Below are 24,344 nucleotides of genomic sequence, written 5' to 3'. Positions count from 1 at the left end.
CTCCTTTTCGATTAAGTAGTATGGCCTTGAACATCCATATTCTAATCGACAAGGAGAGTTTTTCGTATAACCAGTTTGACTCCACCCGCATAGCGGGTGGTTTTGAGCCTCGCGCGTCCCCGCGCGAGCCCGGCTAAAGCCTCTATAATCAAAAAGCGTGCACCAGGCACGCTTAATGGCTTTAGTAATTAGGATATTCGTCATCGACCGTGTGCTCGGCATCAATCACAATGTAGAGATGACCGTTTTTGGTTGAGACCTTGCTGGTTTGATATTGATTGTCCAAACCGCTGGGATCTTTTTGGGCAAAGGGGAAATAAATTTGAATCCCATTGCTGCCTTCTTCATCGAATTGCAGATCCATTTTCTCGATGTCCTGGTACTTCATTGCCCGACCGAACATCCCAAGTTCTAGGGAACCGGTGTTGATATCGGAAGACTTCACATGGTCAGCTTCTGGCAGGATTTCCACCTTGAAACTCTTGCAGGGATGGATTTCCTGAATATTGCCGCCATTAATACGGCCATAGCTGGTGGTCACTCGACTAATCCAAATATCAGCCAGTTCCTTATGGGAAATCGTCCATTCGTCGCCATTGCGGAAGTGAAAGACGAGCTGTTCAAAAACATGTTCCTTCATACTCCTCATCCTTTCTGAATTCGCTTACACGGCTATCTTACCATAATCGGGGCGATTAAACCTCTGCCGCCTTCAGCAGTGCGGCTTGGTCATTCGGCAGCTCACCAGCCACCACCGCCTGCTCAAGTTGGTTCAGCACTTGCCCCAGCTTGGGGCCAGGAGCAAAGCCATGCGCAATCAGCGTTTTACCATCAATGGCCAGCGCGGATTTATCATGAATCGGCAGCGTCTGATATGCCTGAGCCACCGGCGCCGCATCAAACTCAGGCGCCAGCGCCTGACCCGCCGTGAGTGCCACCGGCAGCGCATCTGCGCCCGCCTGATACAAGGCCCAAGCAGTTGGCGTGGGTAGCTGACTCAGCAGCGCCGCGGCACGCTTCACCACCTCGGTCATGGCATTGGCCTGCTTCCAGGCGCGCATGAGGGCCAACACTGGCAGTTGCGTCAGATGCGCGAGCAAGGTCCAGCCCACCGCCGGGTCCGCCCACTGCGGCCCAGTCGCGGCCGCCAGCTTGGTAATGGCCGCTTCCTGGTCACCCAAAAGCGGGGCATAACGATACAACCCAGTCGCCACAAAATCGTTCAGCCCGGCTTGGCGAGCAATGCCGGTCAAAAGCCGCGTGAATTCCGCTGCAATCCGCTCCACTGACACATGGGCCAGCAGCGGGGCATTTTCGGCAATCGCCGCTTTGGTGGCCGGTTCCAGCTGAAAGCCGAGTTGACTTTCAAACCGCACCCCACGCATCATGCGCAAGGCGTCTTCATGAAACCGCTCGTGCGGATTACCCACGGCTTTTAGCTGTTTGGCCGCCAAATCTTCCAGCCCCCCAAACAGGTCAATCACCGTGCCGTCATGGCGCACCGCCAGCGCATTCACCGTAAAATCGCGGCGCTTGAGGTCTTCGGCGAGCGAGCGCACAAAAGTCACCTGATCCGGGCGCCGGAAATCCTGATAGCCAGATTCGGTGCGGAAGGTGGTGACTTCATACCCCGTCCCATGGTCCAAAACCATCACGGTGCCATGCTGGATCCCAGTATCGACCGTGCGGCGAAAAATCTGCTTGATTTCCGCTGGATACGCTGAACTAGCAATATCAACATCGTGGATCGGCAAACCAAGCAGCGCATCGCGCACACTGCCGCCGACAAAATAGGCTTCATAGCCTGCCGCCTCAATGGCCTTCATAATGGGAATGGCGGCTTTAAATTCTGGATGGCTTAAATCGAGCTGCATCATCTCGCCCCTTCTTTTATGCTAGGTCTATGATAGCAAATTCAGGCCCGCTTGACTAAACCAGCGGGAAAGTCTGCTACAATGAAATTAATAAGCTGGTTAAGGAGGGGTTGTATGGCAAAACGTCGTCAAAGGGTCGCCTTGGACTTGGCTTTGATCACCCTGGGCTGCGCACTGTATGCGTTTGGGCTGGTCACGGTGAATATTGCCAATCATCTGGCAGAAGGCGGCATCACTGGGATTACTTTGCTGATTCGTTATTGGTGGCACATCGACCCGGCCTACTCCACCATTGTCTTAAATATTCCCCTCATTATCATCGGCTATAAGTTTCTCGGCAAACGGGCCTTGGCCTACACCATTTACGGCACCGCGATGCTGTCGGCCTGGCTGTGGATCTGGCAGCGGCTGCCAGTCAGCTTACCCATTAGTCATGACCTATTCATTGCCGGCGTGATGGCGGGGCTGTTCGGCGGCATCGGCTCCGGGTTGATTTACCGCCGCGGCGGCACCACCGGCGGCTCGGATGTGATTGCCCGGGTGCTGGAAAAAAACACTGGGATTCCCATGGGCAAATCGCTGCTGGGGTTTGATGTCATTGTGCTGCTGGCGAGCCTGAGCTATCTGAATCTCGAGCTGATGATGTACACCCTGCTGGCCAGCTACGTCTTTTCGCGCATTGTCGACTTCACCCTGGAAGGCGCCTATGCCGCCAAAGGGGTGCTGATCATCTCCAATCAAGCGGAACCGATTGCCAATGCAATCATGGACAAACTCGAACGCGGCGTCACTTACTTGAAGGCCGAAGGCGGCTTTGCCCGCGATCAAAAACGCATGGTGTACGCGGTCGTCGCGCCAACCGAAATCGCCGCCACCAAACGCATCATTGAAGATCATGATCCGCAGGCGTTTGTCACCATTTTGGATGTGCATGAGGCGCTCGGTGAAGGCTTCACCTACAAACGCAAACCGCGCCGGTTGTTTCTCAGTTAGCAGAAAGGAAGGCTAACGGATGCCTCTATTAGTGATTGGCTTCATCTTGTTAGCGGTTGGCCTATGGGAAATTCATATCACCAGCCGCACCTTCAAGCAATTGAAAACCGGCCAGCTCCAAACCGGCAATGGCTTCATGCCCTGGGCGCTTTGGACCAGCTTAGTGATTGGCACCATCATGACCGTAGCGGCCCTCGGCTGTTTTGTGGTCGCCCTTTTTCAATCCTAGTGAGCGCAGTCGCGCAAAAAAATGGCGTCGTCCTTAAGGGCGGCGCCATTTTCGTGGATTACTGATCGTCTTCGGCTTCAAGTTCCTCCAAGCGTTCCTGCATCTCTGTGTCTGTCGGTGCCAGCGCCAAGTAACGCGTCAAAGCCGCCTTTAATTCGGCTTTGGCCCCAGTTGACTGGAAGAAGTCGATGATGTCATGTAAGAACAGCACCGAATCCTGCAAGGCGTTGAAGGCCAGCAAGTAGTTCTCCCGCGCCTTCGTCACCTCATCCAGGCGATCATAGCTTTTGGCCAGATTCCAGTAAATCTGGGGGTCCACTTCATCTGACTTATCCATCGCTTCCAGGTAGGCAACGTTAGCTTCATCATCATGCTTAGCCAAGAGCAAATTACTCCAGGCCATGGCCACTGCCTGATTTTCTGGATCCAAGTGGCGGGCCTTGGTTAGGTAGGTCTCAGCCAAATCAAGGTTGTCTTCCTGCAGCGCCAACGTTGCGCCGTAAGCAAACAAATCGGGATTGGTGTCATCTTGCATCAGCCCCGCCTGCACCGTGGCCAATGCGGCCTCGCTGGCGCCGCCTTTAACTTGCGCCTTGGCCAATGGTAAGTAAGCATTGGCATAGGTCGGGTCAGCATCGATCAGCCCTTGCAGCGTGGCAATGGCATCTTTAGGTTGATCCAACTCGGCGTACAGCGTGCCCAGGCGCAACTGACTTTCCGCATCCAAAGTGGCCGGTCCCGCATCTTCATACACCGCCACTGCGTCTTCGTATTGGCCTAGATTGGCCAAGGACCCGCCGTAGCGGGCTTTAATGTTCACCTGGGCGAATTCATCGATGCCTGCCGCCAGCAGCTGAGAATACGCCAAACTGGCTCGATCATCGCGGCCCCAGGCATTATAGAGTTCGCCTAAGGCAAAAGTCACCACTGGCTCGTCAGGCACCAGCTGCTGGGCTGCCAGTAGTTTTTGCTCACTGACCTCGTATAAGCCTTGCGTTTGGTAGACATCTGCCGCAGCCAAGAGGGCCTGCGGGTAAAAGTCACTGTCCGGGGTGATTTGACTAAGCAAGCCCAACGCCTTGTCGGGTAAATCATCACCCACAGCGATATCCGCCAACGCGGTTTTCAAATCATCTTGGTCCGGATACTTGCCCATCAGCTCCTCGTACAAGCGCTGGGCTTGGCCGGTGAAGCCTAACGCGTACAGCTCACCAGCCAGATTATATTTCGTTTCATCGTCATCGTTTTTCAATACGGATTGAAAAAGCTCCCGCGCCTCGGCCATATGACCAGCCTCTAGCGCCGCCAGCATTTGCTCTGAATAGCTCATATTTCCCCCTTATGACGGAAAAACGGGTCCAGGCGCAAGGCCTGATCCCGTTTTTAAGTATGGATCCTATCATTGCTTCAAGGAGACTACTTAACAGCGTCCTTGAGGGCCTTACCAGGCTTGAATGCAGGTACCTTGGATGCAGGAATCTTGATTTCTGCACCAGTTTGCGGGTTGCGGCCCTTACGAGCAGCGCGTTCGCGAACTTCGAAGTTACCAAAGCCGATAAGTTGAACCTTTTCGCCTTTAGCCAGGGAAGCCTGGATAGAACTAAAGACTGCATCTACAGCTGCCGTTGCATCTTTCTTCGTCAAACCGGTTGTTGTTGCAACGCTTTCGATCAATTCTGCTTTATTTGCCATGATCTTTTCACCTCCGTATTGATTTAGATGGTGGACCATCTAAACATACCCATCTTGGTTTCCAAAATGAGGAAACAATGATAAACCGGTATCACCATTTCAATCATTAAGATAGCACACAAAGCCCGTCGTAGCAAGGTTATTTAGCCCTTTCGCCGAAATTTGCGCGTATTCTTGAAAAAAATCTACTGAAAACGGTCGAGCGCCGGTCTAACGCCGCTTTCACCCCACTATTTCCGGTTACGGGCAATCAAATGAATCGGGGTCCCTTCAAAGTCGAAGGTCTGCCGCAACTGATTAATGAGAAAACGTTCATAAGAGAAGTGAAGCAGGTCTGGATCATTGACAAAAACCACGAAAGTCGGCGGTTTAACAGCCACTTGGGTCATGTAGTAAATACGCAGGCGCTTACCATTGATGGTGGGGGTCGGGGTCACTGCCAAGGCATCTAGTAGCACATCATTAAGCACGGCACTTTGAATTCGGCGGTTTTGATTTTCAGAAACCGTTTGAATCATGCCTGGCAAATTTTGGAGCCGTTGTTTGGTCTTGGCGGAAACAAAAACGATGGGCGCGTACTCCAAATACTGGAATTCAGCGCGAATGTGCGCCTCAAATTCCTGCATCGTGTGATTGTCTTTCTCTTTCAGCGTGTCCCATTTGTTGACGACAATGATAATCCCCCGGCCTGCTTCATGCGCGTACCCGGCGACTTTCTTATCTTGCTCGCGAATGCCTTCTTCCGCATTCAGCACCACTAGCACCACATCACTACGATCGATGGCCCGCAGCGCCCGCATCACCGCATACTTTTCGGTGTTTTCGTAGACCTTGCCCCGCTTGCGAATCCCAGCGGTATCGATCATCGTGAATTCTTGGTCGCCATGGGTGAACTTGGTATCAATCGCATCACGCGTGGTCCCTTCGATTGGGCTCACGATTACCCGTTCTTCACCTAAAATCGCGTTCACCAGACTGGACTTACCAACATTCGGCCGCCCAATAAACGAGAACTTGATGCTGTCATCGTCATCGCCGCTGCCTTCAGCCGGAAAGCCAGCAAACACGGCGTCCAGCACATCGCCCAGGCCAATACCATGGGTCCCGGAAATCGGATACGGTTCGCCGAACCCCAAACTGTAAAAATCATAGATATCCTGCCGCCGCTCGGGATTGTCGACTTTATTGACAGCGAGCACCACCGGCTTGTCGGCCTGGTAGAGAATCTGAGCCACTTTTTCGTCGGCATCAGTGACGCCTGCTTCGACGCTGGTCAGAAACAAGATGACATCAGCTTCATCAATGGCAATTTCGGCCTGGTCGGCAATTTGATCCAGAAACGGTTCGTCGCCGATGTCGATCCCACCGGTGTCAATCAACGCGAATTCACGGCCAAGCCATTCCGCCTTACCATAAATGCGGTCGCGCGTAACGCCTGGCGTATCTTCAACAATGGAAATGCGTTCGCCAATCATGCGGTTAAAAATGGTTGACTTGCCGACGTTTGGTCGACCAACAATCGCTAATGTGGGGAGTACCAAACTGATCCCTTCCTTCTTTGAAACCGGACCACTTCAGGAAATGTGGTCCTCAGAGGCTGACCGCCACGTTTGGCTGGTCAGAATTAAACCGCAAAAAACCGGGACATCACTGCCCCGGTTTCGTGCTTGGCTCAGGTATTACTTGTCGTTGTCTTCAGCGCCTTTAGCAGCATCCTTCAGCGCGTCGCCGAGGATGTCACCCAATGAGAAGCCGGAGTCATCTTGCTGGTATTCAGCAGGAATCTTGGTGTGTTCATTGCGGCTGTTGTTACGACGAGGACGACCTTCGCCGCGGCTGTTATTGTTGCGGCTTGGGCGTTCTTCTTCCATGCCTTCAGGACGTTCTTGGAGCGCCTTGATGGACAGGGCCAGACGGTGCTGGTCTGGATCAACAGACAGGACTTTAACCTGAACTTCTTGACCTTCCTTAAGCACATCTTGAGGCGTTGCGATGTGTTCGTGGGAAATCTGAGAAATGTGAACCAAACCTTCAACCCCAGGGAAGACCTCAACGAAGGCACCGAAGCTGGTCAAACGCTTGACCGTCCCGGTCAAGGTGCTGCCTGCAGGGGCTTTTTCGTCAATGTCATCCCAAGGCTGTGGCAAGGTTGCCTTGATGGACAAGGAAATGCGATCGCGTTCTGGGTCAACGGCGAGGACCTTAACCTTAACGTCTTGGCCAACCTTCAGCACGTCGCTTGGCTTGTCAACATGGTCAAAGGCGATTTCGGAAACGTGAACCAAACCGTCCACGCCGCCGAGATCAACAAAGGCCCCAAAGTTGGTCAAACGCGCAACCTTGCCTTCAACGACATCGCCAGGCTGAATCTTAGCAAAGATTTCCTTGCGGGCTTCAGCCTTGCCTGCTTCAACAATGGCACGGTGGGAAAGGATCAAGCGGTTTTCGCTTGGTTCGATCTCGATGATCTTGAATTCAAGTTCTTGGCCCTTGTACTGAGACAAGTCTTCAACAAAGTGATCTTCAACCATGCTTGCTGGGACGAACCCACGCACACCGGCGTTAACCACCAAACCACCCTTAACCACCGAGGTGACCGGTGCGGTGATGGTTTCGCCAGCATCAAACTTCGCTTGGATTTCCTTCCAAACCTTTTGGGCTTCCAGACGACGCTTGGACAGCAGGTACTGACCATTTTCTTTGTCTTTGCCAATAGTAGAGATCACGACCAAGTCAAGCTTGTCGCCGACTTTAGCAACCGACCGAATGTCATCGATTGGCTGAGTAGATAATTCTTTCAGAGGAACGACACCTTCAACGCCGGTGCCTTCGATACCTACAACCAGTTGCTTATCTTCGACGGCTAATACTTCACCCTTAACGGTGTCACCGATGTGAACAGTTTCAACGCTCTTCAGCGCATCCGCCATTGTTTCGGGGTTTTCTGCTTCATTCTTTTCACTCATGCCAAAAAATCCTCCTATACGACTGTCATACTTGTTACATTGTAACCGATTAGCGCCAAAATACCAACAGTTTGTTTCAAAGCCGGCAAAGTTTTGTTCAAGCCCTGACCGGTTTTGACCGGAAACGATGAATCAGTGCTTCCGCTTTTGATTCGCCAGGGCAATGATTTCTGCCACTTCCTGGTCGATGGTCATGTTGCTGGAGTCGATTTCCACTGCATCAGCCGCCTTGCGTAGCGGCGACACCGCCCGCGTGGAATCTTTGTGATCTCGGGCTTCGATTTCTTCCGCTAACACGGCCACTGGGGTCATGATGCCTTTTTCGACGTTTTCTTTATAGCGACGCTCGGCGCGCTTTTGGACGCTGGCAATCATGAAGATTTTAACCTCGGCCTGGGGCAACACGGTGGTGCCGATATCGCGGCCATCCATCACAATATCGCTGGCGGCGGCAATGGCGCGCTGGCGCTTCACCATTTCTTCCCGCACTTTGGGCAAGGCCGAAACTTGGCTGACGTTGTTGGTGGCGTCTTCCTGGCGAATGGCCAAGGTCACATCTTCGCCATCCATAAACACCAACTGACCTTCAGACGCCGGCTTGAAGGTGATGGTCAAAGGCTTAAGCGCCGCCATAATGGCCGCTTCATCATCCAATTTCAATCCCTTGCGTAAGGCCATCACCGTCGCCGTCCGGTACATGGCGCCAGTATCACAGTAAATAAAGCCTAATTGATTAGCGACGCGTTTAGCGATGGTACTTTTCCCTGACCCGGCTGGGCCATCAATTGCGATTTGCATGTTTTCGACTCCTATCAAAATATTTCTAAAAGACCTGACACAAAAATTGAGTCGGTCGCCCGACTCAATCTGGTTACTTCACTCGCACTGACTGGCCCGGCTGCAGCTTTTGGCCATTCCAGGCGTAGAACTGTGACAGCGAAATCCCGTGGTTCAGCGCAATCCGATAAGCGTTATCGCCGGCCTTCACCGTGTAGTATTCCGCCGCACTGCTGGAAGAGCTCGCCACGCTTGAAGAGCTCGAGGCAACGCTGCTAGAAGCAACGCTACTGCTCGATTCACTGCTGCTGGCCTCGCTACTGGAACTGCTGGACGAAGCCTTGCTGGATTTGCTCGACTTACTTGAGCTTTGTTTTTTGCTGCTCTTTTTGCTACTTGATGATTTCTTGCTTTCGACGGCAATTTTGTCACTGCCACCATTGTTGCTGGCATTGCTAGCAATGGCATTGTATGTAACTGGCACAATGACAAACAAAGCAATCAACACCCAAAGCACATATTGCAACACCTTGGTGCCGTGCGACTTGCGCCGAGTTGCGACCCGCGACAAATTACCCTCGTCGTCACGATCATCCTCAAATTGTTTATTCCATGGCTGATTAGCGTCATCGGCCTGAGGGGATTTCTGATCGGTTTTCTTATTCATGACGATCCTCCTTGCTCAACTACAGCCTATTGTATCATAGTTGGTCCCAGCGATTTTCACTTAGAATTAAAGATGCGTTTAAAAATCACAGACCAGCTTGCCCTTGACATTTGGGCTGGCCGCGGGAGCTTGGGAAGTTGGGCTAACACCCCGGCAGTCGCTTCGCCGCAGCAAAACTCGCTGTGCGGCTGGGCTGGTGAGTCAAAATACTGCATCAGCGCCGCCCGCTTGCACGGTGCCTGCAGTAAGTTAGCCATCGCGGTGAAGCTCGCCTGCTTGTCCTCGCGGCGGCCGCTTAACTGTGCGAGGACTGCCGCTTGGCTAAAGCCAGCTTGAATATACGCCTCAATCAAGGCAACCTGCGGATCATCAAAATCTTGATAAGCACTGGGCTGTTTAAAAATCGTTTGAATGAGGTTTTCATCGGGTACACTCGCTGCGAACTGCCCGGCGCGCGCCACATCATTCGGCCCGAGCAGCAACATCGTTAGTGCTTTTTGGCCGTCGCGCCCCGCGCGGCCAATCCCTTGCGAATAGGCCTCAAGCGACTCCGGTAGATGCAGGTACAAAACCAGGCGCACATCAGGTTTATCAATCCCCATCCCAAACGCGCTGGTCGCGCAAATCACTTGCAGTTGATCCGCCATAAACTGACGTTGCACCAAATCGCGCTGGGGCGCGGTCAAACCGGCATGATAATAAGCCGCCTTAATGTCATGGGCATTCAGCGCCGCACTGAATTCCTCAGCCGCCTGTTTGCGGTCGAAGTAAATGATTTGCGGTCCCGCCACGGCTTGCACCAAAGCCAAGGCGCGGGCGGCGCGGACCTGATCACTGGTCAGTTGCTCCACCCCGAGAAACAGATTCGGTCGATCAACCGAACCAATCAGACAGGTCGCATCGGGTAATTGCAAGCCGGCTAAAATATCTGCCTGCACCCGCTTCGGCGCAGTGGCGGTCAAAGCCAAGGTCACCTGCGGCTGCAGCACGGCCCGCGCCTGCCCAAGCTTCAAATAGGCCGGGCGAAAATCTGGCCCCCATTGGGAAATGCAATGTGCCTCATCCACCACCAACAACCCCACTGGCAGTTGGCGCAAGCGGCCCTGCACATCGGGCCGCGCCAGTGTCTCTGGCGAGATGAACAAGAACTTCTCCTGATCCAGGGTTCGCAGCACCGCAGCAAAGTCGGCTGGGGCCAAGCGGCTGGATAAAGCCGCCACCTGCTTTTCCCCTAGCACTTGTAGCCGGGCCACCTGATCTTCCATCAAGGCCAGCAGCGGCTCAACGACCACCACCAGCCCCGGCAGTAGTAGCCCGGGCAGCTGATAGCAAAGCGTTTTGCCGCTCCCCGTCGGCAGCACGGCCAAGGTGTCTTGCCCGGCTAGCACCGCCTGCACAATGGCTTCTTGGCCTGGCTTGAAGGCCTCAAACCCGAAATACTGTTTGAGCGCTTGGTTTAAGTCAGTCATGTGGCCACCTTCCTTGCAAATCGAGAATTTGAAACAAGCGCACTTGGAAAAATTCACTGCCTGGCACCGCATCGAGCAAGGCTTGATAGTTCAACTGCTGGCCCTGATAGGCGGTCAAGGCGGCCTTGATCGTAGCCGAATAAACCTGTCCCACCGGCGGCTGCCAACCTAAGATGGTGGCCTCCAGCAAATGCTCATTCACGGTGCTTGGCCGCAGTCGCATTTGCTGTGCAATCTGCTGGCGGCTCTCGCCGCGGGCAAACCGGTCGCACACCAGCTTCGCATTCGGTGGCAACAGCGGCGTCGGCCCGCCCCACAAGGCCCAAAGCGCCGGCCACTTTTGCTGCGCAATCGCAGCCACCAGCAGTGCCAGATCGTTGGTGGCTTCAAGACTCGCGGTCAGCGAACCCACCTGAGCAGCGCCCACAAAATCATGGCCCACCAACCGTTGGGCCAGTCGATCCGCCACCGGCGCTGGGAGCGTTGCAAACGCCGCTGTCAACTCGCTGACGAAATTGGCGGATTCAGGGTGTTTAAGCCAGTCCCGCACGGCTTGTTGGGTCGCCCATTCCGCCACTGCCGGGCGATAGCGACGATTGTCGAAGCTGGCTTCCGACACCACTTGCACCGCCAGTAGCAATCGGCGCTCAAACTCCGCTAGTCCCATCCAAGGTTGATAGGCCTCAGGCAGTGGGACCTTGACGGCAGAATCAACGCCATTGGACCCTAGCACCAGGCCGGCATCAGTTTCAACCAGTCGTTTTTGCGCAATCAGGGTGTTTAACGCCGCTTGAAAATCCGCTCGCGCCAGCGTAGGGTAAAGCTGAAGCCATTGCAGCTGATGATGCTGCAACGCCGAAAACAGAATCGACAGCGTCTTTTTGCCGGTTAATAAGAGATAAACCGCTGGCCCGCGCCGCGGTTGGTCACTAAAAAATTGTAAAATGAATGCTTCTAACATTTCGGCTCCTGGAGGTTTGACTTATGAAACCAGTATACGCGCATGTTGACCGCGCTGCCTGCATTGCTTGTGGCTTATGCCAAATGCTGGCCCCAAAACTATTTGAGTATGATCAAGAAGGCATCGCCAGTTACTGCCCTGATGGGAATACTGGCACGGTACCTTTAACTGGCGAACAGCTGATTGACTTCAAGCTCGCCTATCGCCGCTGCCCCACCGGCGCCATCCAGCGTAGCGATCAGCCGTTCACCCAAGCTTAATCCATATTTCGCTAGATGCAAAACGGTCCCCGGCAATTTGCCGAGGACCGTTGTTTGATTCAAACTATTGTAGGTGAGCAGTCGTTTGATGCGCCCGCTGCTTTTCCAGCCAAGGCATCAAGGCCTTGGCAATGGCGAAGAACACCACCGACACCACGGCCCCTTTGATCAGGTTAAAGGGGACGACCCCAATCAGGACGTAGCGGATCACGGACATACCCAGTGGGAAGTTCATCACCGCCAGGTACATCGGCATGATCACCAGCCAGTTCAGCACACTCATAATCACGGTGAGACTGACTGTGCCCAAGGCCAAGCCGCTGACTTCGCGGCCGAGCCCGCTTTTGGGCTTCATGGTCATGACCACCGGCAACATGAAGCCGACACTGGCGATGAACGCGGCCAAATCACCAATCAGGTTCACCACCCCGCCGCCGGTAAGAATAAAGTGCAGCAGGCTGCGAACAAAGGCAACCATGATGCCGCCACCAGGACCATAAATTAAGCCCCCCAGCAGTACGAACAAGTCAGATAAATCCAACTTCAAAAACGGAAACATCGGCAAAATAGGAAAGGCCAAATACATCATCAGCACAAACCCGACTGCCGCCAAAAGGGCGACCCCAACTAAACGATGAACCCTAGAACCAGACATGAAAATCCCTCCATGTGGTTGCTTCAGAGAGGCCAAAAAAGGCCTGTTTACCCCAGGGTAAACAGGCCTTAACTTGAATTCGGGATTCAAAATAAGCCCCATCTTCTTTATCTAGACTGTACTATCGGTTCCGGAATCACACCGGATCGGCCGCGCCAAGCGCGGGTCGCGGACTTTCACCGCCGGTCGGGAATTTCACCCTGCCCCTGAAGACGAACCAATATTTAATTTTTATTACTAACAAATTGTAACTGGTCAATCTGGCCTTGTCAACCCTCATTTGAAAGCGCTTCGAGCGCGGCCACTTCTGCCGGCTTCAGCGCCCGGTAATCACCTGGCTGCAGGCCAGCAAGCGTCAGCGGTCCGTATTGCTCACGGGACAATTTGATCACTTTGTAGCCCAAGGTTTCAAACATTTTTTTGACTTGGTGATTAATGCCCTGATGAATGGTCAAGGAGACAATTGAGGTTTGCTTGGCCTTATCCGTCGACATGATCTTGAACCGCGCTGGCGCCAGCTTCTTGTGGTCCACCACCAGGCCATCGCGCAGCGGCATCAGCTTCTCACGGGTTGGAATCCCTTGCAGCTTGGCCACGTACTTCTTTTCTACCTTGAAGCTCGGGTGCATCAGGCGGTTTGCGAAATCGCCATCGTTAGTCATCAGCAAAAGCCCTGACGTATCCCAATCCAGCCGGCCCACTGGATAAAGGCGCTGGGGTTCGTCTTCAAAAAAGTCGGTGACCACCCGGCGCTTTTTGTCATCCGAAGCGGCGCTGATCACGCCCCGCGGCTTGTAGAAGAGGTAGTATTTCTTCTGCTCTTGGGTCAGCGGCACCCCATCCACCTCAATGGCATCTTGCGGCGTCACTTTAACGCCCATTGCGGTCACGGTTTCGCCATTGACGGTCACCCGCCCGGCGCTAATCAACGCTTCCGCGTGGCGGCGCGAGGCGATGCCAGCTTCGGCAATTGCCTTTTGAAGGCGCATTTCACTGGTTGCTTTCGGCATTCTTTTCTCCTTCTGTCGGCGCAGCATCTGGGGCTAGCGTCTGTTGAAAATCACTAAATAAATCGACTTCCGTTGGCGCCGCTTCCGGCTTCAATGGCGGCAAGTCTTCGAGGGTGTGCAGGCCAAAATAATCCAGGAAAAACGGCGTGGTGGCATAAAGAATTGGCCGCCCGGGCGCTTCCTTGCGGCCTGCTTCTTTGATCAACTGCCGAGAAGCCAGCGTCGTTAAAGCACCAGAACTCTGCACCCCGCGCACTTCATCGATTTCAATGCGGGTAATGGGCTGCTGGTAGGCAATGATGGCCAGCACTTCCAGCGCGGCATTGGACAGGCCTGCTTGCGGCGGGCCGGCGAAATACTTCTTCAGCACCTCAGCAAATTCCGGCTTGGTGACCAAAAAATAGCGCTCATCCGCTTCTTGCAGCTGCAGCCCGCGACTAGAATCATCGCTGAGCGCCTGCGCATAGGTGGTTAATTGCTGACGCATGGCCGCTGGTGAAATCCCGAGCAGCTCGGCAAAGGCCTTCAACTCCACGCCGGCCTCGCCTGCTGTGTAAAGCACGGATTCGATCACCGGTTGCATTACGCTGCCTCCTTTTTTGTCACGATAATTGGGTCAAATGACGCGTCTTGCTGACAAATAATCTGATCTGACTTCATCAGCGTCAGCAGCGCCATAAAAGTGGTCACGATGCCTTCAACGCTTTTCACTGCCACCAGGGTTTCAAACTGACACGTCCCGACCTTGCTTAACTGCGCGAGAATTTCGGTGATCCGTTTTTCCACCGAAATCGGTTCGCCTTCGATATGGGCAATGGTTTCGCGCGTGGCTAACTGCCGCTGCAGCACCGCCATCATCGCCGCCGTCAATTCATTAAGCTTGACTGATCCTGGCCGCATTGGCACTTTAACATCGGCGCCAGGCAAGGTTTCTGGTTTGGCGTATGATTGCGCCCGGGCGGTTTCGCGGGTGCGCAGTTGGGCCGCCGCTTCCTGATAGACCTGATAAGTCAGCAGCTGCGCCACCAACCCTGCCCGGGGATCTTCATAATCCTCGGGCAAGTCTTCATCATCAGTTTCCGGCTGGGGCAATAGCATTTGACTTTTCAGCGCCATTAAGCTGGCAGCCATAACAAAATAATCACCAGCCACATCCAGCCGCGAATGCTGCATCTGATGCAGGTACTCGAGGTATTGGCTAGTGATTTCTGCGATGGGAATGTCGTAGATGTCGACTTCATTGGTCCGAATGAGATGCCAAAGCAAATCAAGTGGGCCAGAGAAGTCATTCAGCACTAAGGTCAGTGCCATCAGGGTCCTCTTTTCTATACTGAGAAAACGCAGCGATTAAAGGCGCCGTTTCCATGGTGCCCATCAATTTCTGATCTGGATATAACTTGGTCAAATCATTGAGCACCGCAAAATTAGTCGCCGCCGAACGCACCGCCGGCGAAAGCGACAAATGGCGAACCATGACAAAATCGGTCCCCATTTCGATGCCCACGACGCCTTCGAAATCGCCCCCAGCGACTTCGCGGTACAGATAAAGTTGGTGCGAATTATCTGTGGTGTATAGCGTCAATTCTGTTTTCAGATGATCGATGTCCTTGAGATCAGGGATGAACGACAAAAAGCCCATCGCGATCTTGGCATAATCATTCTTATACTTAGTCAGCATGATAGCCTCCACACATTAACTACTCTGAGGCATACTTTACCATATCTTAAGAGAAGCAACAAATATTAAAGAAACAGGCTGACCCCAGGCTGCGGAGTAAGGCCGCACTTAGCCCGACAGGTAGCCTAGGCGTAAGCATTGCCGGCGCACTTTGACGGCGAGGCTTACGACGTAGCTAACTGCTCGGGCATTGGCCTTACGGAGCGCAACTCTAGGCTGCGGAGAACGACCGCTTTTAGCCGGATGGGTAGCCTAGCTTGAGGTCTTGTCGGTGTCTTTTACCGACAAGGGCTTAAGCGTAGCTAGCCACTCCGGCGTTGGTCGTTCGGAGCGCAACTACGGTAAATCACAGGCGCCCGGCCAGGCCAGCTTCCGCAGGCAGGGGCTACGTTAGTGTTTTCTTGCTAGATTGGACTCCCTGACCCCAACACTTCTGATTGAAAACTAGTTACATGACAGACGATTGGATGCCCGCCATCTCTATGATTACGATAAGGCCTTAACGCAGGTGCAATAGAAGATTGCGCCCCACCTATCCCCGTGGATGTGTGTCGTGATAGACCTTCATGATTTTCTTATTACTCAAATGCGTGTAAATCTGCGTTGTGCTGATGTCAGCGTGGCCGAGGAGTTCTTGCACGACGCGCAAGTCCGCTCCGTTTTCGAGGAGATTGGTGGCAAAGCTGTGGCGCAGCGTGTGCGGGGTGACGTCCTTTTCGATGCCCAGGGCTTGAATATAAGCTTTGAGGTTTTTCCAGATGCCTTGGCGGGTGAGCTGGCGGCCGTGAAAATTGACGAATACGACGGCCGGCGGCGTTTTTTTGATCAAGGCTGGCCGGCTAGTTTGTAGGTACTGATTGACCCAATCGACGGCTTGCGGCGACACGGGCACGATGCGCTGCTTGTCGCCTTTCCCTGTCACTTCCAGCAGGTTAAGTGAGAGGTGCATTTGATCCAAGCGCAGGTTAACGAGTTCCGACACCCGCAGACCGGTGGCGTACATCAGCTCAAACATGGCTCGATCGCGTAACCCCAGCGGTTGTGTAATATCAGGCGCGGCCATTAAGGCATCGATTTCCGGTCCCGATAAGGTGGCTGGTAAATGCTGGGCGGGCTTAGGTGAGGCAACCATGGTCATGGGGTCGCTGCTAACTACAGTTTCGCGCAAGAGGTAGCGATAGAACTTGCGCAAAGCCGAAATCATCCGGCTCACTGAGGTAGCGGCTTTGGCGTCACTTTGGGTCGCCAGAAAGGCCTGAATCGATTCAAGCGATTCAGGAAAGCCAGCGGCATCACTGGTATCGAGCCAGTCCGCAAATTCATTCAGATCTTGGCGATAGCTGGTTTGGGTCGTTTTGGCGAGCCCACGTTCAACATCCAGATAATGGACAAAATCACCAATTTGGTCGGCCATGGCTTGGCGTTTTTTACTGCTGGTCATTCCGCTTGGTCACCCCATTTTGCTGCGTGATCAATTTGGCTTTGAGCAAGTGCCCCAGCGCGCGCTTAAAGGCCCCTTTGCTGATGCCAAACGCTGCCTTAATGGCTTCGGGATCACTTTTATCCGTGTAAGGAATACTGCGGCTAGGGTCATGATCAATGACGGCCAAAATCATTGCGGCGTCATCATCGATTTCTTCGAAGGCTCGCGGCTTCAGCGAGAGATTTAAGCTGCCATCATCTCGCACGCCAATCACACGGCCGTGTACCACTTCCCCAAGGCGCGGTTCGGTTTGCCGTTCGCTGGGGTGAATAAAGCCCAGATAGTAATCTGACGTGAGGACATGCGTGCCTGCCAGCTTCAAACGGTACACTGTCGCTGTCACATCAGCGTTCATCATCGTCGGCTTGGCCTGATTGGCAATGGCTTGAAACATGGTCTCATCCGCCAAATCCGCCCAGAGGCGATGCTTTTTATCGATGCGCATCGCCACCATCAAGCGGTCGCCTTTGGCTGGCCACAGCCGCGCCAGTTCTGGCAACTGGTCCAAGGACAGCACCAGATCTTTATCTGGCAACCCGATGTCTAGGAAAACGCCTAGGTCCTTGCGCACCTGGACGACTGTGGCAAAGGCATAATGGTCATAACCGATCGTCGGAATTTTGGTTGTCAGCCGCGCTGTGTCATTTTTGTTTTCATACGCAAAACCGTGCACAGTGGCGCCGGTGGCTGGCACTGTCTCAAATTCGGTTTGGTCGATAGCTAAGGTCACGCCGTCGTATTGGGCGAAAACTTGGGTATCATTCGTATCTGAAACTGTCGCGTCAATGATTTGACCGTTAAAGTTCATGGTTGCCTCCTAATGTGTGGGCACTAAATTAAACACTGTTAAAATCACGTAGGTCATGCCACTGGCGATCACCGGGCCAGCGGCGATGCCTTTGAGAAACACAACGCCGACAATGGTGCCGAACACCAAGGCGACGGTCATTTCCGGGCTCTGGGCGAGCAACCCGACCCCTTTGCTGGATAGCACTGCCACCAAAATGCCCATGGCAATGGCAATCCACCCAGCCGGGCTTTTAACCACCTGCACCAGCTCCTTGAAGCCAATTTCGCCGGTGGCAATTGGCACCATGATGGCAGCCGATATAATGGTCACACCCCAGTTGATGCCTTGCGCCTGAATGGTTTTCAGCAACGGCTGCAAGGCTGGAATCAGTTTGATCACCATCACCAACCCGACCCCAATCAGCAGCGCTTTGTTTTTCGCCACGGCGGCGATCGCCAAGACGGCGGTTAAAAATGCCCAGCTTTCCATAATGACCTCCTGCATTTGTTCTGTTTCTACTTTACGCGAGTTCACAGCAAAAGTCACCCACCACCAGCGCACCAAAAAAGCCGAGCCAGCAAATGCTGACCCGACTTTCATGCTTGTTATCACAAGTAATTACAGCGTGTTGGTAGCACCCTTGTAGACGATCCCACGACGGGAGTCAACGGTGATGACCTGACCATCGGTGATGGCCTTCAGGGCATCTTCAGCGCCAACAACCACCGGAATACCCATGGCAATCCCAACCACAGCAGCGTGGCTGGTTAAGCCGCCATTTTCAACGACCAAGGCCGAAGCCTTTTCAATGGCTGGCAGGTAATCCTTATCTGTCGTCTTAACGACCAGAATGTCACCCTTTTGCATCTTAGCAGCAGCTTCATCAGCGCTGTTAGCCAAGACGGCTTTACCAACGACAGCTTCGTCGCCAACCCCAGAGCCTTGAACCAGCTTGGAGCCGATGAGTTGAACCTTCATGACGTTGGTGGTGCCACTTTCACCAACCGGTACGCCGGCGGTAATCAAGATCAGGTCGCCTTCCTCAGCAAAGCCGAGTTCTTGCGCCTTCTTGGTGGCCAAGTCGAACATTTCGTCAGTGCTGTTTGGACGATCAGCAACGATTGGGAAGACGCCGCGGTTGATGGTCAAGCCGCGCTGGGTCTTTTCGTCGAAGGTGATGGCCAGGATGTCAGCATCTGGGCGGTACTTGGAGATCATACGAGCGGTGTAGCCAGAGTTGGTAGCCGCCACAATGGTCTTCACGCCCAGCTTCTTAGCGGTGCGAGCCACTGCCACCCCAACGGATTCGGTGACAGAAGCGTTGGCGTAGTCGCGTTCAGCATAGCCGCCTTCTTTGGTGATCTGGTCTTCGATGTAAGCATCGATCCGCGCCATAGCAGCAACAGATTCAACTGGGTATTCACCGTTAGCGGATTCACCAGACAACATCGTGGCATCGGTGCCGTCGAAGACCGCATTGGCCACGTCGTTCACTTCAGCCCGCGTTGGGCGTGGGTTTTCCTGCATGGAATCCAGCATCTGGGTCGCAGTGATGACTGGCTTACCAGCATCGTTGCACTTGCGGATCAAAGTCTTCTGAACGATTGGCACATGTTCAAATGGAATTTCGACACCCATGTCGCCACGAGCAACCATCAGACCATCGGAAACCTTCAGGATATCGTCAAAGTTGTCAATGCCTTCTTGGGATTCAATCTTTGGGTAGATCTGAACGTTCAGGGCGTTCTTTTCTTCGAGCAATTCCCGAATGTCCATCACGTCCTGAGGCTTACGAACGAAGGAAGCAGCAATGAAGTTGATCCCATTGTCCAAGCCGAAACGAATATCATCGGCGTCTTTTTCGGTAATCCCTGGCAGGTTGATGGAAACACCAGGGGCGTTGACGCCTTTACGGCTGCCCAAGACACCGTCGTTTTGCACGGTGCAGACCAGTTCTCGGTTGGCTTCGTCCTTTTCGGTGATCAAAACATCAATCAAACCATCGTCGAACAGCACATGGCCGCCAACGTGGGTATCGTCATACAAACCTGGGTAGGTGACAGCGACTTTTTCTTTGGTGCCTTCGAGGCTAGCGTCCATCGAAATCCGCATTACATCGCCAGTATGATATTCAATCTTGCCGTTGTCAGTGTGCTCAACCGTGGTCCGGATTTCAGCACCCTTCGTGTCAAGCATGATCCCAACCGTCTTGCCGGTGATCTTTTCAGCTTCATGAACCATATTCATGCGAGCCAAGTGTTCTTCGTGGTCCCCATGAGAGAAGTTAAACCGGAATACGTTGGCCCCCGCCTGGATCAGCTTAACGATGATGTCCGTCGTGTTGCTGGCCGGACCGAGCGTGCTAACGATCTTGGTTTTTTTCATAATGTAAAATCGCTCCTTTGACAATTTTTAATGCCGACTTTTACGCCAGAATTAACACAATTAAAGTAAAACGAGACTAGTAAGCCAGGTCAGAAGCCAGCTTGTAAAGGGGAAGCTGACTTTCATGCTTGGAATTGAACAGGTCGGTCATCGCGTGGTTAACCAACTTGTTGTTTTGAATCCCAACAGCCAAGCCGCCTTTGCCTGCCATCAACAGCTCAACCGCATAGGCGCCCATTTCGGAAGCCAGTACACGATCTTTAGCGGTTGGTGAACCACCGCGCTGAACGTGGCCAATCGTGGTCGCGCGCAGCTGGAAGTCGCCGTACTTGCCAAGCTTGTCAGCAAATTCAGCGGCGGTCATGACGCCTTCGGCCAGCACGATGATAGCATGCTTTTCCCCGCGCTGACGGGAAGAACGCAGACGATCAGCGACTTTTTCGATGTCGTAATCGTGTTCTGGGATGATGACGTCGCTCGCGCCGCCGGCCACACCGGCCCACATCGCGATATCGCCGCAGTTGCGACCCATGACTTCAACCACAAAGGTCCGTTCATGAGAAGCAGCAGTGTCACGCAACTTATCGATGGCATCCAAGGCAGTGTTAACCGCGGTGTCAAAGCCAATCGTAAAGTCGGTGTACGGAATATCGTTATCGATTGTGCCTGGCAGGCCGATGGCATTATAACCATGTTCGGTCAGCCGCAAAGCGCCGTGGTAAGAACCGTCGCCGCCGATAACCACCAAAGCATCGATGCCGAACTTATTCAGTTGGGCAATCCCCTTCAGTTGAACAGGTTCCTGAGCAAACTCAGGGTAACGTGCAGAGTACAGCATGGTGCCGCCGCGCTGAATCACATCACTCACTTCAGCCGGAGTGATTTGGAAAATATCGCCAGCAACCAGGCCAGCGAAACCGTAGTTGATCCCGAAGACTTCAAGGCCTTCCGTAATGGCTTTACGAGCGACTGCGCGCACCGCAGCATTCATGCCGGGTGCATCGCCGCCACTAGTCATAATCCCAATGCGTTTCATCATTTCACCTCATGATTTTCTTTTTGGGGTAAGCCCCAAACACTTGTTAAGCATATCACTTTTCTGAAAAAATGTCGCCTATTGCTTATGAATCTTCCATTTTTTCTGAAACCCGCTCAACCCGCTGGAGCACTACGTTTTTTTCTCCCATCAGGGTCTTAATCTTGGCGACGTTTTCATCGCTGGCATCGATCCAGTAACGGCGATTGAGCATGACGCTTTCACGGGTTTGTGCATTCACCGTGATCACCGGGATGGGCCCGGTCATTTGGCCTAGCAGCGCCAGCAACGCTTTTTGCTGAGCCGGCGTTTGGTCGTGCAGCTGAATGAATAGCTTCGCTGCCGGCAGTTTGGCCACCAGGTGATCCGCCAACTCGATTTGGTTGGCAATCATTTGCAGGCCATCGCGCTCCTCGACTTTGCCTTGTACCAGTACCACCTGATCCACCTTAAATTCACTGATGGCCGGGTAAAGGCTCGGAAAAACCGTGATGCTCAGCGGTCCGCTGGCATCTTGACCATCGATGAACGCCATTTCCTGCCCCTTCTTGGTGCGAATGCGTTTGATCCGGCGAATCACTAGCAGCACCGTTGCTTGCTTTTGCCCCTGCAGCGCCGTGGTGGCCATGATCGGATAAAACGGCGCCAGTTGGTTCTGATAACGATCCACGGGATGCCCTGATAAGTACACCCCGAGCACAGCAGCCTCTTGGTCGAGCTGCTCGGTGGCTGACTGCCGCGGCACTTTAATCAGCTTGGGCTGGAACGCCTCAAACAACCCCACATCGTTACCAGCCAACTTGACGGTTTCCATCAACTCAGCGAGATTAGCGGTAACCTGCGCCCGATTGTCATCAAACTGATCAAACACGCCAGCCGCCACTAGCGGCGCGAATTGCTCCGCTTTCAACCACTTGGGGTCAAGCCGCTGAAAGACATCTTGCAGCGAACGGAACGGCCCGTCAGCCCGCGCGGTCAGCAATGCATCGGCAAAGTCCCGGCGCAGCCCCTTGATGGACAAAAAGCCAAAACGCAGACTGGCGCCTTCGATGCGGAAAACCAGCCCACTGCGATTGATATCTGGCGCTAGCACTTTGATTTTCCGTTGTTTGAGCTCCTGCACGTATTGGCGCAGCTTGGGGCCACTGTTCAACGTGCTGTTCATCAGCGCCGCGAAAAATGCCGTCGGATAATGAACTTTGATGTAAGCCAACCAAAAGGCAATCATGCTGTAGGCTACGGCATGACTACGGTTGAAACCATAATTGGCAAAGCGGTCGATATAGTCATAGACCGTTTCCGCGGTAGCCTGATCGTAACCTTTGGCCTTGGCCCCGGCCAGGAACCGCGTTTTTTCGGCTGCCAGGACGGCGGCTTTTTTCTTACTCATCGCGCGGCGCAACAAATCGGCTTCGCCTAAACTGAATCCGCCCATGGTGCTCGCCACCTGCATGACTTGTTCCTGATACACCAACACGCCATAGGTCGGCGCCAAAATCGGCTCCAGCGCTGGCGCGGCATAAGTAATCGGCTCTTGGCCGTGCTTGCGGCGAATAAAGGTATCGATTTGCTCCATTGGCCCTGGTCGATACAAGGCATTGGTGGCCACGACATCTTCAAAGGTCGTGGGCTGCAGGCGCTTCAGCACCGAGCGAATGCCAGCCGATTCAAATTGGAACACACCGTTGGTATCCCCGCGGGCAAAAAGTTGTAAGGTCGCCGCATCATCCAGCGGGATTTGCTTAGGGTCAAACGCTTGCTTGGTTTGATAGGCAATGGCCTTGCTGGCGCGGGCCAGCAGACTGAGGTTGCGCAAACCGAGAAAGTCGATTTTGAGCAGACCCAGCGCCTCGACATTGACCATGGTCACTTGGGTTTGGGCAATGCCGTCACCTCCATCTTGCAAGGCGACAGTGTCAGTCAGCACTTCTTGCGCCAGCACAATGCCAGCCGCATGGGTCGAATAGTGGCGTGGTAGCCCCTCCAAGGCCAGGGCGGTTTGAAACAACCGCTGATTTTCCGGCGCATCCCCCACTAGATTACGGAGCGGCAATGAATCCTCGTACGCTTGCTTCAGGTTGATATGCAACTGGCTGGGAATGGCATTGCTCCACTTATTGCCGTCAAATTGACTGAGGCCAAACACCCGCGCCACATCGCGAATGGCTTGCTTAGCACCAAACGTGCCGAAAGTGATGATTTGGGCCATGTGGTCATCCCCATACCGGTCATGGACATATTGAATGAGCTCGCCGCGGCGATCATCCGGGATATCCAGATCAATGTCCGGCATTTGCGCCCGAGCCGGATTGAGAAACCGTTCAAACAGCAAATGGTATTCAATCGGATCCACTTCGGTAATTGCCAAAGCAAATGCCACCAGCGCGCCCGCCGCGGAACCACGCCCGGGACCAGTCATAATCCCGACTTCATGGGCGTGGTTCATCACATCCCACACTACCAGGAAGTAATCGGCGAAGCCCATTTCATCAATGACTTTAAGCTCATAAGCGAGCCGCTTCTGATAGTCAGGCGGCACCGTGCCCATGCGCTGCTTCAACCCCGCTTGAGCCAAGCTGGCCAGATAGGCCGCCGCCGGCTGGTTGTCCGGCGTGGGAAAATGCGGCAGCTGTGGCTGTTTGAATTCAATGGTCACCTGACAGCGCGCCACTAGAGCTTCAAGGTTGGTCAACGCTTCGGGCAACTGCGCGAAAGGGGCAGCGGCCTGATCAGCCGGGGTTAGCCAATCAGGGCCGGCATCCATCAAGGTAGGATCCCGGAAATTAAGCTGCTGGCCAGATTTAATCGCCGCCATCACCTTCTGCGTGAACGCATCGGTGGGATTGAGGTAGCTGACTTGGCTCAGCGCCAATAGGGGTAGTTTTTGCGTCTCGGCAAACTGCGGCAAAGAGCCGCCCAGGTCCGCCGCCGTTACGCCCAGATACAAACTCGCTGGCTGCTTGGCTTTCAAAGCTGCGACAAGCTCTACACCGGTGTACCCGCGCTCGGCAAATGCCGGGCTGAGCAAATCGGCCCCAGGGATAATCACCGCCATTCCGGCCAGCGCCGGCAGGTCGGTCAGTTTAGGCAACTCAGATTGCAACATGATGGCACTCGATAGCCGCAGCAGCTGATGATACCCGGCAGTGGTTTCGGCCACGACTAAGAAACGGGCGTCAGCAACGGCGACCGTCATGCCTAACAGCGGTTTGATATGTGCGGCGGTGGCTTGCCGATAAAAATCGACAACGCCATACACCACATTGACATCACTGAGCCCGATCGCAGCAAATCCGCGGTCCTTGGCGGCAGTGATGATCTGCCCCAAAGTCAGTGGGCTTTGAAGCAAGGAATTGGCGCTTTGAACTTGAATATGTGTAAACATGTTGCCACCTCAATGCCATTATACCCGACTCCAC

The 24,344-nt window shown here is 53.8% G+C and carries 24 protein-coding genes and 1 riboswitch; of the genes, 3 read left to right on the top strand and 21 right to left on the bottom strand.

All coding sequences use genetic code 11. The features are described 5' to 3' along the window. Positions 1-181 precede the first annotated feature (181 nt). Both EKM90_RS08805 and EKM90_RS08800 read right to left on the bottom strand, forming a co-directional pair. Entirely contained in the window at positions 182-640 is a 459-nt protein-coding gene (locus EKM90_RS08805; protein ID WP_125581770.1) for a hypothetical protein, read from the bottom strand. A 55-nt stretch (positions 641-695) separates the two neighbouring features. Then, positions 696-1,874 (bottom strand): CCA tRNA nucleotidyltransferase, encoded by a 1,179-nt coding sequence (locus EKM90_RS08800; RefSeq protein ID WP_125581780.1) that lies wholly within the window; start codon positions 1,872-1,874, stop codon positions 696-698. Positions 1,875-1,988: 114 nt separating this feature from the next. On the opposite strand from EKM90_RS08800, the gene EKM90_RS08795 reads away from it, so the two are divergent. After that, positions 1,989-2,867 (top strand): YitT family protein, encoded by an 879-nt coding sequence (locus EKM90_RS08795; protein ID WP_125581768.1) that lies wholly within the window; start codon positions 1,989-1,991, stop codon positions 2,865-2,867. Between the two features lie 19 nt (positions 2,868-2,886). Further along, the gene (locus EKM90_RS08790; protein ID WP_125581766.1) at positions 2,887-3,096 is read left to right on the top strand and encodes a hypothetical protein; all 210 of its coding nucleotides are present in this window, start codon (positions 2,887-2,889) and stop codon (positions 3,094-3,096) included. 58 nt (positions 3,097-3,154) lie between these two features. Here the strand turns inward: EKM90_RS08790 and EKM90_RS08785 are convergent, their stop codons facing one another. From EKM90_RS08785 to EKM90_RS08750, 8 genes are all read right to left on the bottom strand, one after another. After that, positions 3,155-4,426 carry a tetratricopeptide repeat protein gene (locus tag EKM90_RS08785; RefSeq protein ID WP_125581764.1) on the bottom strand — a complete coding sequence of 424 codons (1,272 nt, stop codon included), beginning with the start codon at positions 4,424-4,426 and terminating at the stop codon, positions 3,155-3,157. An 86-nt stretch (positions 4,427-4,512) separates the two neighbouring features. Continuing rightward, entirely contained in the window at positions 4,513-4,788 is a 276-nt protein-coding gene (locus EKM90_RS08780; RefSeq protein ID WP_125581762.1) for an HU family DNA-binding protein, read from the bottom strand. A gap of 230 nt (positions 4,789-5,018) precedes the next feature. Beyond that, positions 5,019-6,329 (bottom strand): ribosome biogenesis GTPase Der, encoded by a 1,311-nt coding sequence (gene der, locus EKM90_RS08775; RefSeq protein WP_125581760.1) that lies wholly within the window; start codon positions 6,327-6,329, stop codon positions 5,019-5,021. A 138-nt stretch (positions 6,330-6,467) separates the two neighbouring features. Next, positions 6,468-7,754, bottom strand: coding sequence for a 30S ribosomal protein S1 (gene rpsA / locus EKM90_RS08770; RefSeq protein WP_125581758.1), 1,287 nt, complete (start codon positions 7,752-7,754; stop codon positions 6,468-6,470). Positions 7,755-7,886: 132 nt separating this feature from the next. Continuing rightward, on the bottom strand, positions 7,887-8,552 hold the full coding sequence (cmk, locus tag EKM90_RS08765) for a (d)CMP kinase (protein ID WP_125581756.1): 666 nt from the start codon (positions 8,550-8,552) through the stop codon (positions 7,887-7,889). A 73-nt stretch (positions 8,553-8,625) separates the two neighbouring features. After that, the gene (locus tag EKM90_RS08760; RefSeq protein WP_125581754.1) at positions 8,626-9,198 is read right to left on the bottom strand and encodes a LysM peptidoglycan-binding domain-containing protein; all 573 of its coding nucleotides are present in this window, start codon (positions 9,196-9,198) and stop codon (positions 8,626-8,628) included. A gap of 56 nt (positions 9,199-9,254) precedes the next feature. Further along, positions 9,255-10,667, bottom strand: coding sequence for a RecQ family ATP-dependent DNA helicase (locus EKM90_RS08755; protein WP_125581752.1), 1,413 nt, complete (start codon positions 10,665-10,667; stop codon positions 9,255-9,257). Beyond that, on the bottom strand, positions 10,660-11,628 hold the full coding sequence (locus EKM90_RS08750) for a hypothetical protein (protein ID WP_125581750.1): 969 nt from the start codon (positions 11,626-11,628) through the stop codon (positions 10,660-10,662). The genes EKM90_RS08755 and EKM90_RS08750 overlap by 8 nt, the downstream gene beginning before the upstream one ends. 23 nt (positions 11,629-11,651) lie before the next feature. On the opposite strand from EKM90_RS08750, the gene EKM90_RS08745 reads away from it, so the two are divergent. Continuing rightward, complete coding sequence (locus tag EKM90_RS08745) at positions 11,652-11,888, top strand: ferredoxin (protein WP_125581748.1); 237 nt, start codon at positions 11,652-11,654, stop codon at positions 11,886-11,888. Between the two features lie 64 nt (positions 11,889-11,952). On the opposite strand, the gene EKM90_RS08740 is transcribed toward EKM90_RS08745, so the two are convergent. From EKM90_RS08740 to EKM90_RS08690, 11 genes are all read right to left on the bottom strand, one after another. Beyond that, complete coding sequence (locus tag EKM90_RS08740; RefSeq protein ID WP_125581746.1) at positions 11,953-12,543, bottom strand: ECF transporter S component; 591 nt, start codon at positions 12,541-12,543, stop codon at positions 11,953-11,955. 96 nt (positions 12,544-12,639) lie between these two features. Further along, a riboswitch (FMN riboswitch) is annotated at positions 12,640-12,761 on the bottom strand. Positions 12,762-12,812: 51 nt separating this feature from the next. After that, positions 12,813-13,553, bottom strand: a complete 741-nt coding sequence (locus EKM90_RS08735; protein WP_275403562.1) for a pseudouridine synthase — start codon at positions 13,551-13,553, stop codon at positions 12,813-12,815. Beyond that, on the bottom strand, positions 13,534-14,136 hold the full coding sequence (gene scpB / locus EKM90_RS08730; RefSeq protein WP_125581744.1) for an SMC-Scp complex subunit ScpB: 603 nt from the start codon (positions 14,134-14,136) through the stop codon (positions 13,534-13,536). Before scpB ends, EKM90_RS08735 begins: the two co-directional genes overlap by 20 nt. After that, positions 14,136-14,864, bottom strand: coding sequence for a segregation and condensation protein A (locus tag EKM90_RS08725; protein ID WP_125581742.1), 729 nt, complete (start codon positions 14,862-14,864; stop codon positions 14,136-14,138). Before EKM90_RS08725 ends, scpB begins: the two co-directional genes overlap by 1 nt. Next, entirely contained in the window at positions 14,839-15,231 is a 393-nt protein-coding gene (locus EKM90_RS08720) for an N-acetyltransferase (RefSeq protein ID WP_125581740.1), read from the bottom strand. The genes EKM90_RS08725 and EKM90_RS08720 overlap by 26 nt, the downstream gene beginning before the upstream one ends. A gap of 532 nt (positions 15,232-15,763) precedes the next feature. Further along, complete coding sequence (gene xerD, locus EKM90_RS08715; protein ID WP_125581776.1) at positions 15,764-16,645, bottom strand: site-specific tyrosine recombinase XerD; 882 nt, start codon at positions 16,643-16,645, stop codon at positions 15,764-15,766. Between the two features lie 13 nt (positions 16,646-16,658). Next, positions 16,659-17,522 carry a CvfB family protein gene (locus tag EKM90_RS08710; protein ID WP_125581738.1) on the bottom strand — a complete coding sequence of 288 codons (864 nt, stop codon included), beginning with the start codon at positions 17,520-17,522 and terminating at the stop codon, positions 16,659-16,661. A 9-nt stretch (positions 17,523-17,531) separates the two neighbouring features. Further along, on the bottom strand, positions 17,532-17,993 hold the full coding sequence (locus EKM90_RS08705; RefSeq protein ID WP_125581736.1) for a DUF441 domain-containing protein: 462 nt from the start codon (positions 17,991-17,993) through the stop codon (positions 17,532-17,534). A gap of 129 nt (positions 17,994-18,122) precedes the next feature. Further along, positions 18,123-19,889, bottom strand: coding sequence for a pyruvate kinase (gene pyk / locus EKM90_RS08700; RefSeq protein ID WP_125581734.1), 1,767 nt, complete (start codon positions 19,887-19,889; stop codon positions 18,123-18,125). Positions 19,890-19,965: 76 nt separating this feature from the next. Beyond that, positions 19,966-20,925: a 6-phosphofructokinase gene (gene pfkA, locus EKM90_RS08695; RefSeq protein ID WP_125581774.1), complete on the bottom strand. Its 960-nt coding sequence runs from the start codon at positions 20,923-20,925 to the stop codon at positions 19,966-19,968. 85 nt (positions 20,926-21,010) lie between these two features. Beyond that, positions 21,011-24,310, bottom strand: coding sequence for a DNA polymerase III subunit alpha (locus tag EKM90_RS08690; RefSeq protein ID WP_125581732.1), 3,300 nt, complete (start codon positions 24,308-24,310; stop codon positions 21,011-21,013). Between the last annotated feature and the right edge of the window lie 34 nt (positions 24,311-24,344).

Source organism: Lacticaseibacillus suibinensis (assembly GCF_003946175.1).
Lineage (GTDB): Bacteria > Bacillota > Bacilli > Lactobacillales > Lactobacillaceae > Lacticaseibacillus > Lacticaseibacillus suibinensis.
This window is presented reverse-complemented; position numbering and strand designations above follow the sequence as displayed.

Coding starts and splice junctions, on each gene's coding strand:
- EKM90_RS08720 (WP_125581740.1), bottom strand. CDS start 15,231: ATGCTGACTAAGTATAAGAATGATTATGCCAAGATCGCGATGGGCTTT.
- EKM90_RS08750 (WP_125581750.1), bottom strand. CDS start 11,628: ATGTTAGAAGCATTCATTTTACAATTTTTTAGTGACCAACCGCGGCGC.
- EKM90_RS08740 (WP_125581746.1), bottom strand. CDS start 12,543: ATGTCTGGTTCTAGGGTTCATCGTTTAGTTGGGGTCGCCCTTTTGGCG.
- EKM90_RS08725 (WP_125581742.1), bottom strand. CDS start 14,864: ATGGCACTGACCTTAGTGCTGAATGACTTCTCTGGCCCACTTGATTTG.
- EKM90_RS08705 (WP_125581736.1), bottom strand. CDS start 17,993: ATGGAAAGCTGGGCATTTTTAACCGCCGTCTTGGCGATCGCCGCCGTG.
- scpB (WP_125581744.1), bottom strand. CDS start 14,136: ATGCAACCGGTGATCGAATCCGTGCTTTACACAGCAGGCGAGGCCGGC.
- rpsA (WP_125581758.1), bottom strand. CDS start 7,754: ATGAGTGAAAAGAATGAAGCAGAAAACCCCGAAACAATGGCGGATGCG.
- EKM90_RS08780 (WP_125581762.1), bottom strand. CDS start 4,788: ATGGCAAATAAAGCAGAATTGATCGAAAGCGTTGCAACAACAACCGGT.
- EKM90_RS08805 (WP_125581770.1), bottom strand. CDS start 640: ATGAAGGAACATGTTTTTGAACAGCTCGTCTTTCACTTCCGCAATGGC.
- EKM90_RS08760 (WP_125581754.1), bottom strand. CDS start 9,198: ATGAATAAGAAAACCGATCAGAAATCCCCTCAGGCCGATGACGCTAAT.
- cmk (WP_125581756.1), bottom strand. CDS start 8,552: ATGCAAATCGCAATTGATGGCCCAGCCGGGTCAGGGAAAAGTACCATC.
- EKM90_RS08785 (WP_125581764.1), bottom strand. CDS start 4,426: ATGAGCTATTCAGAGCAAATGCTGGCGGCGCTAGAGGCTGGTCATATG.
- EKM90_RS08755 (WP_125581752.1), bottom strand. CDS start 10,667: ATGACTGACTTAAACCAAGCGCTCAAACAGTATTTCGGGTTTGAGGCC.
- pfkA (WP_125581774.1), bottom strand. CDS start 20,925: ATGAAACGCATTGGGATTATGACTAGTGGCGGCGATGCACCCGGCATG.
- EKM90_RS08735 (WP_275403562.1), bottom strand. CDS start 13,553: ATGCCGAAAGCAACCAGTGAAATGCGCCTTCAAAAGGCAATTGCCGAA.
- pyk (WP_125581734.1), bottom strand. CDS start 19,889: ATGAAAAAAACCAAGATCGTTAGCACGCTCGGTCCGGCCAGCAACACG.
- EKM90_RS08800 (WP_125581780.1), bottom strand. CDS start 1,874: ATGCAGCTCGATTTAAGCCATCCAGAATTTAAAGCCGCCATTCCCATT.
- EKM90_RS08710 (WP_125581738.1), bottom strand. CDS start 17,522: ATGAACTTTAACGGTCAAATCATTGACGCGACAGTTTCAGATACGAAT.
- EKM90_RS08790 (WP_125581766.1), top strand. CDS start 2,887: ATGCCTCTATTAGTGATTGGCTTCATCTTGTTAGCGGTTGGCCTATGG.
- EKM90_RS08690 (WP_125581732.1), bottom strand. CDS start 24,310: ATGTTTACACATATTCAAGTTCAAAGCGCCAATTCCTTGCTTCAAAGC.
- EKM90_RS08795 (WP_125581768.1), top strand. CDS start 1,989: ATGGCAAAACGTCGTCAAAGGGTCGCCTTGGACTTGGCTTTGATCACC.
- EKM90_RS08745 (WP_125581748.1), top strand. CDS start 11,652: ATGAAACCAGTATACGCGCATGTTGACCGCGCTGCCTGCATTGCTTGT.
- xerD (WP_125581776.1), bottom strand. CDS start 16,645: ATGGCCGACCAAATTGGTGATTTTGTCCATTATCTGGATGTTGAACGT.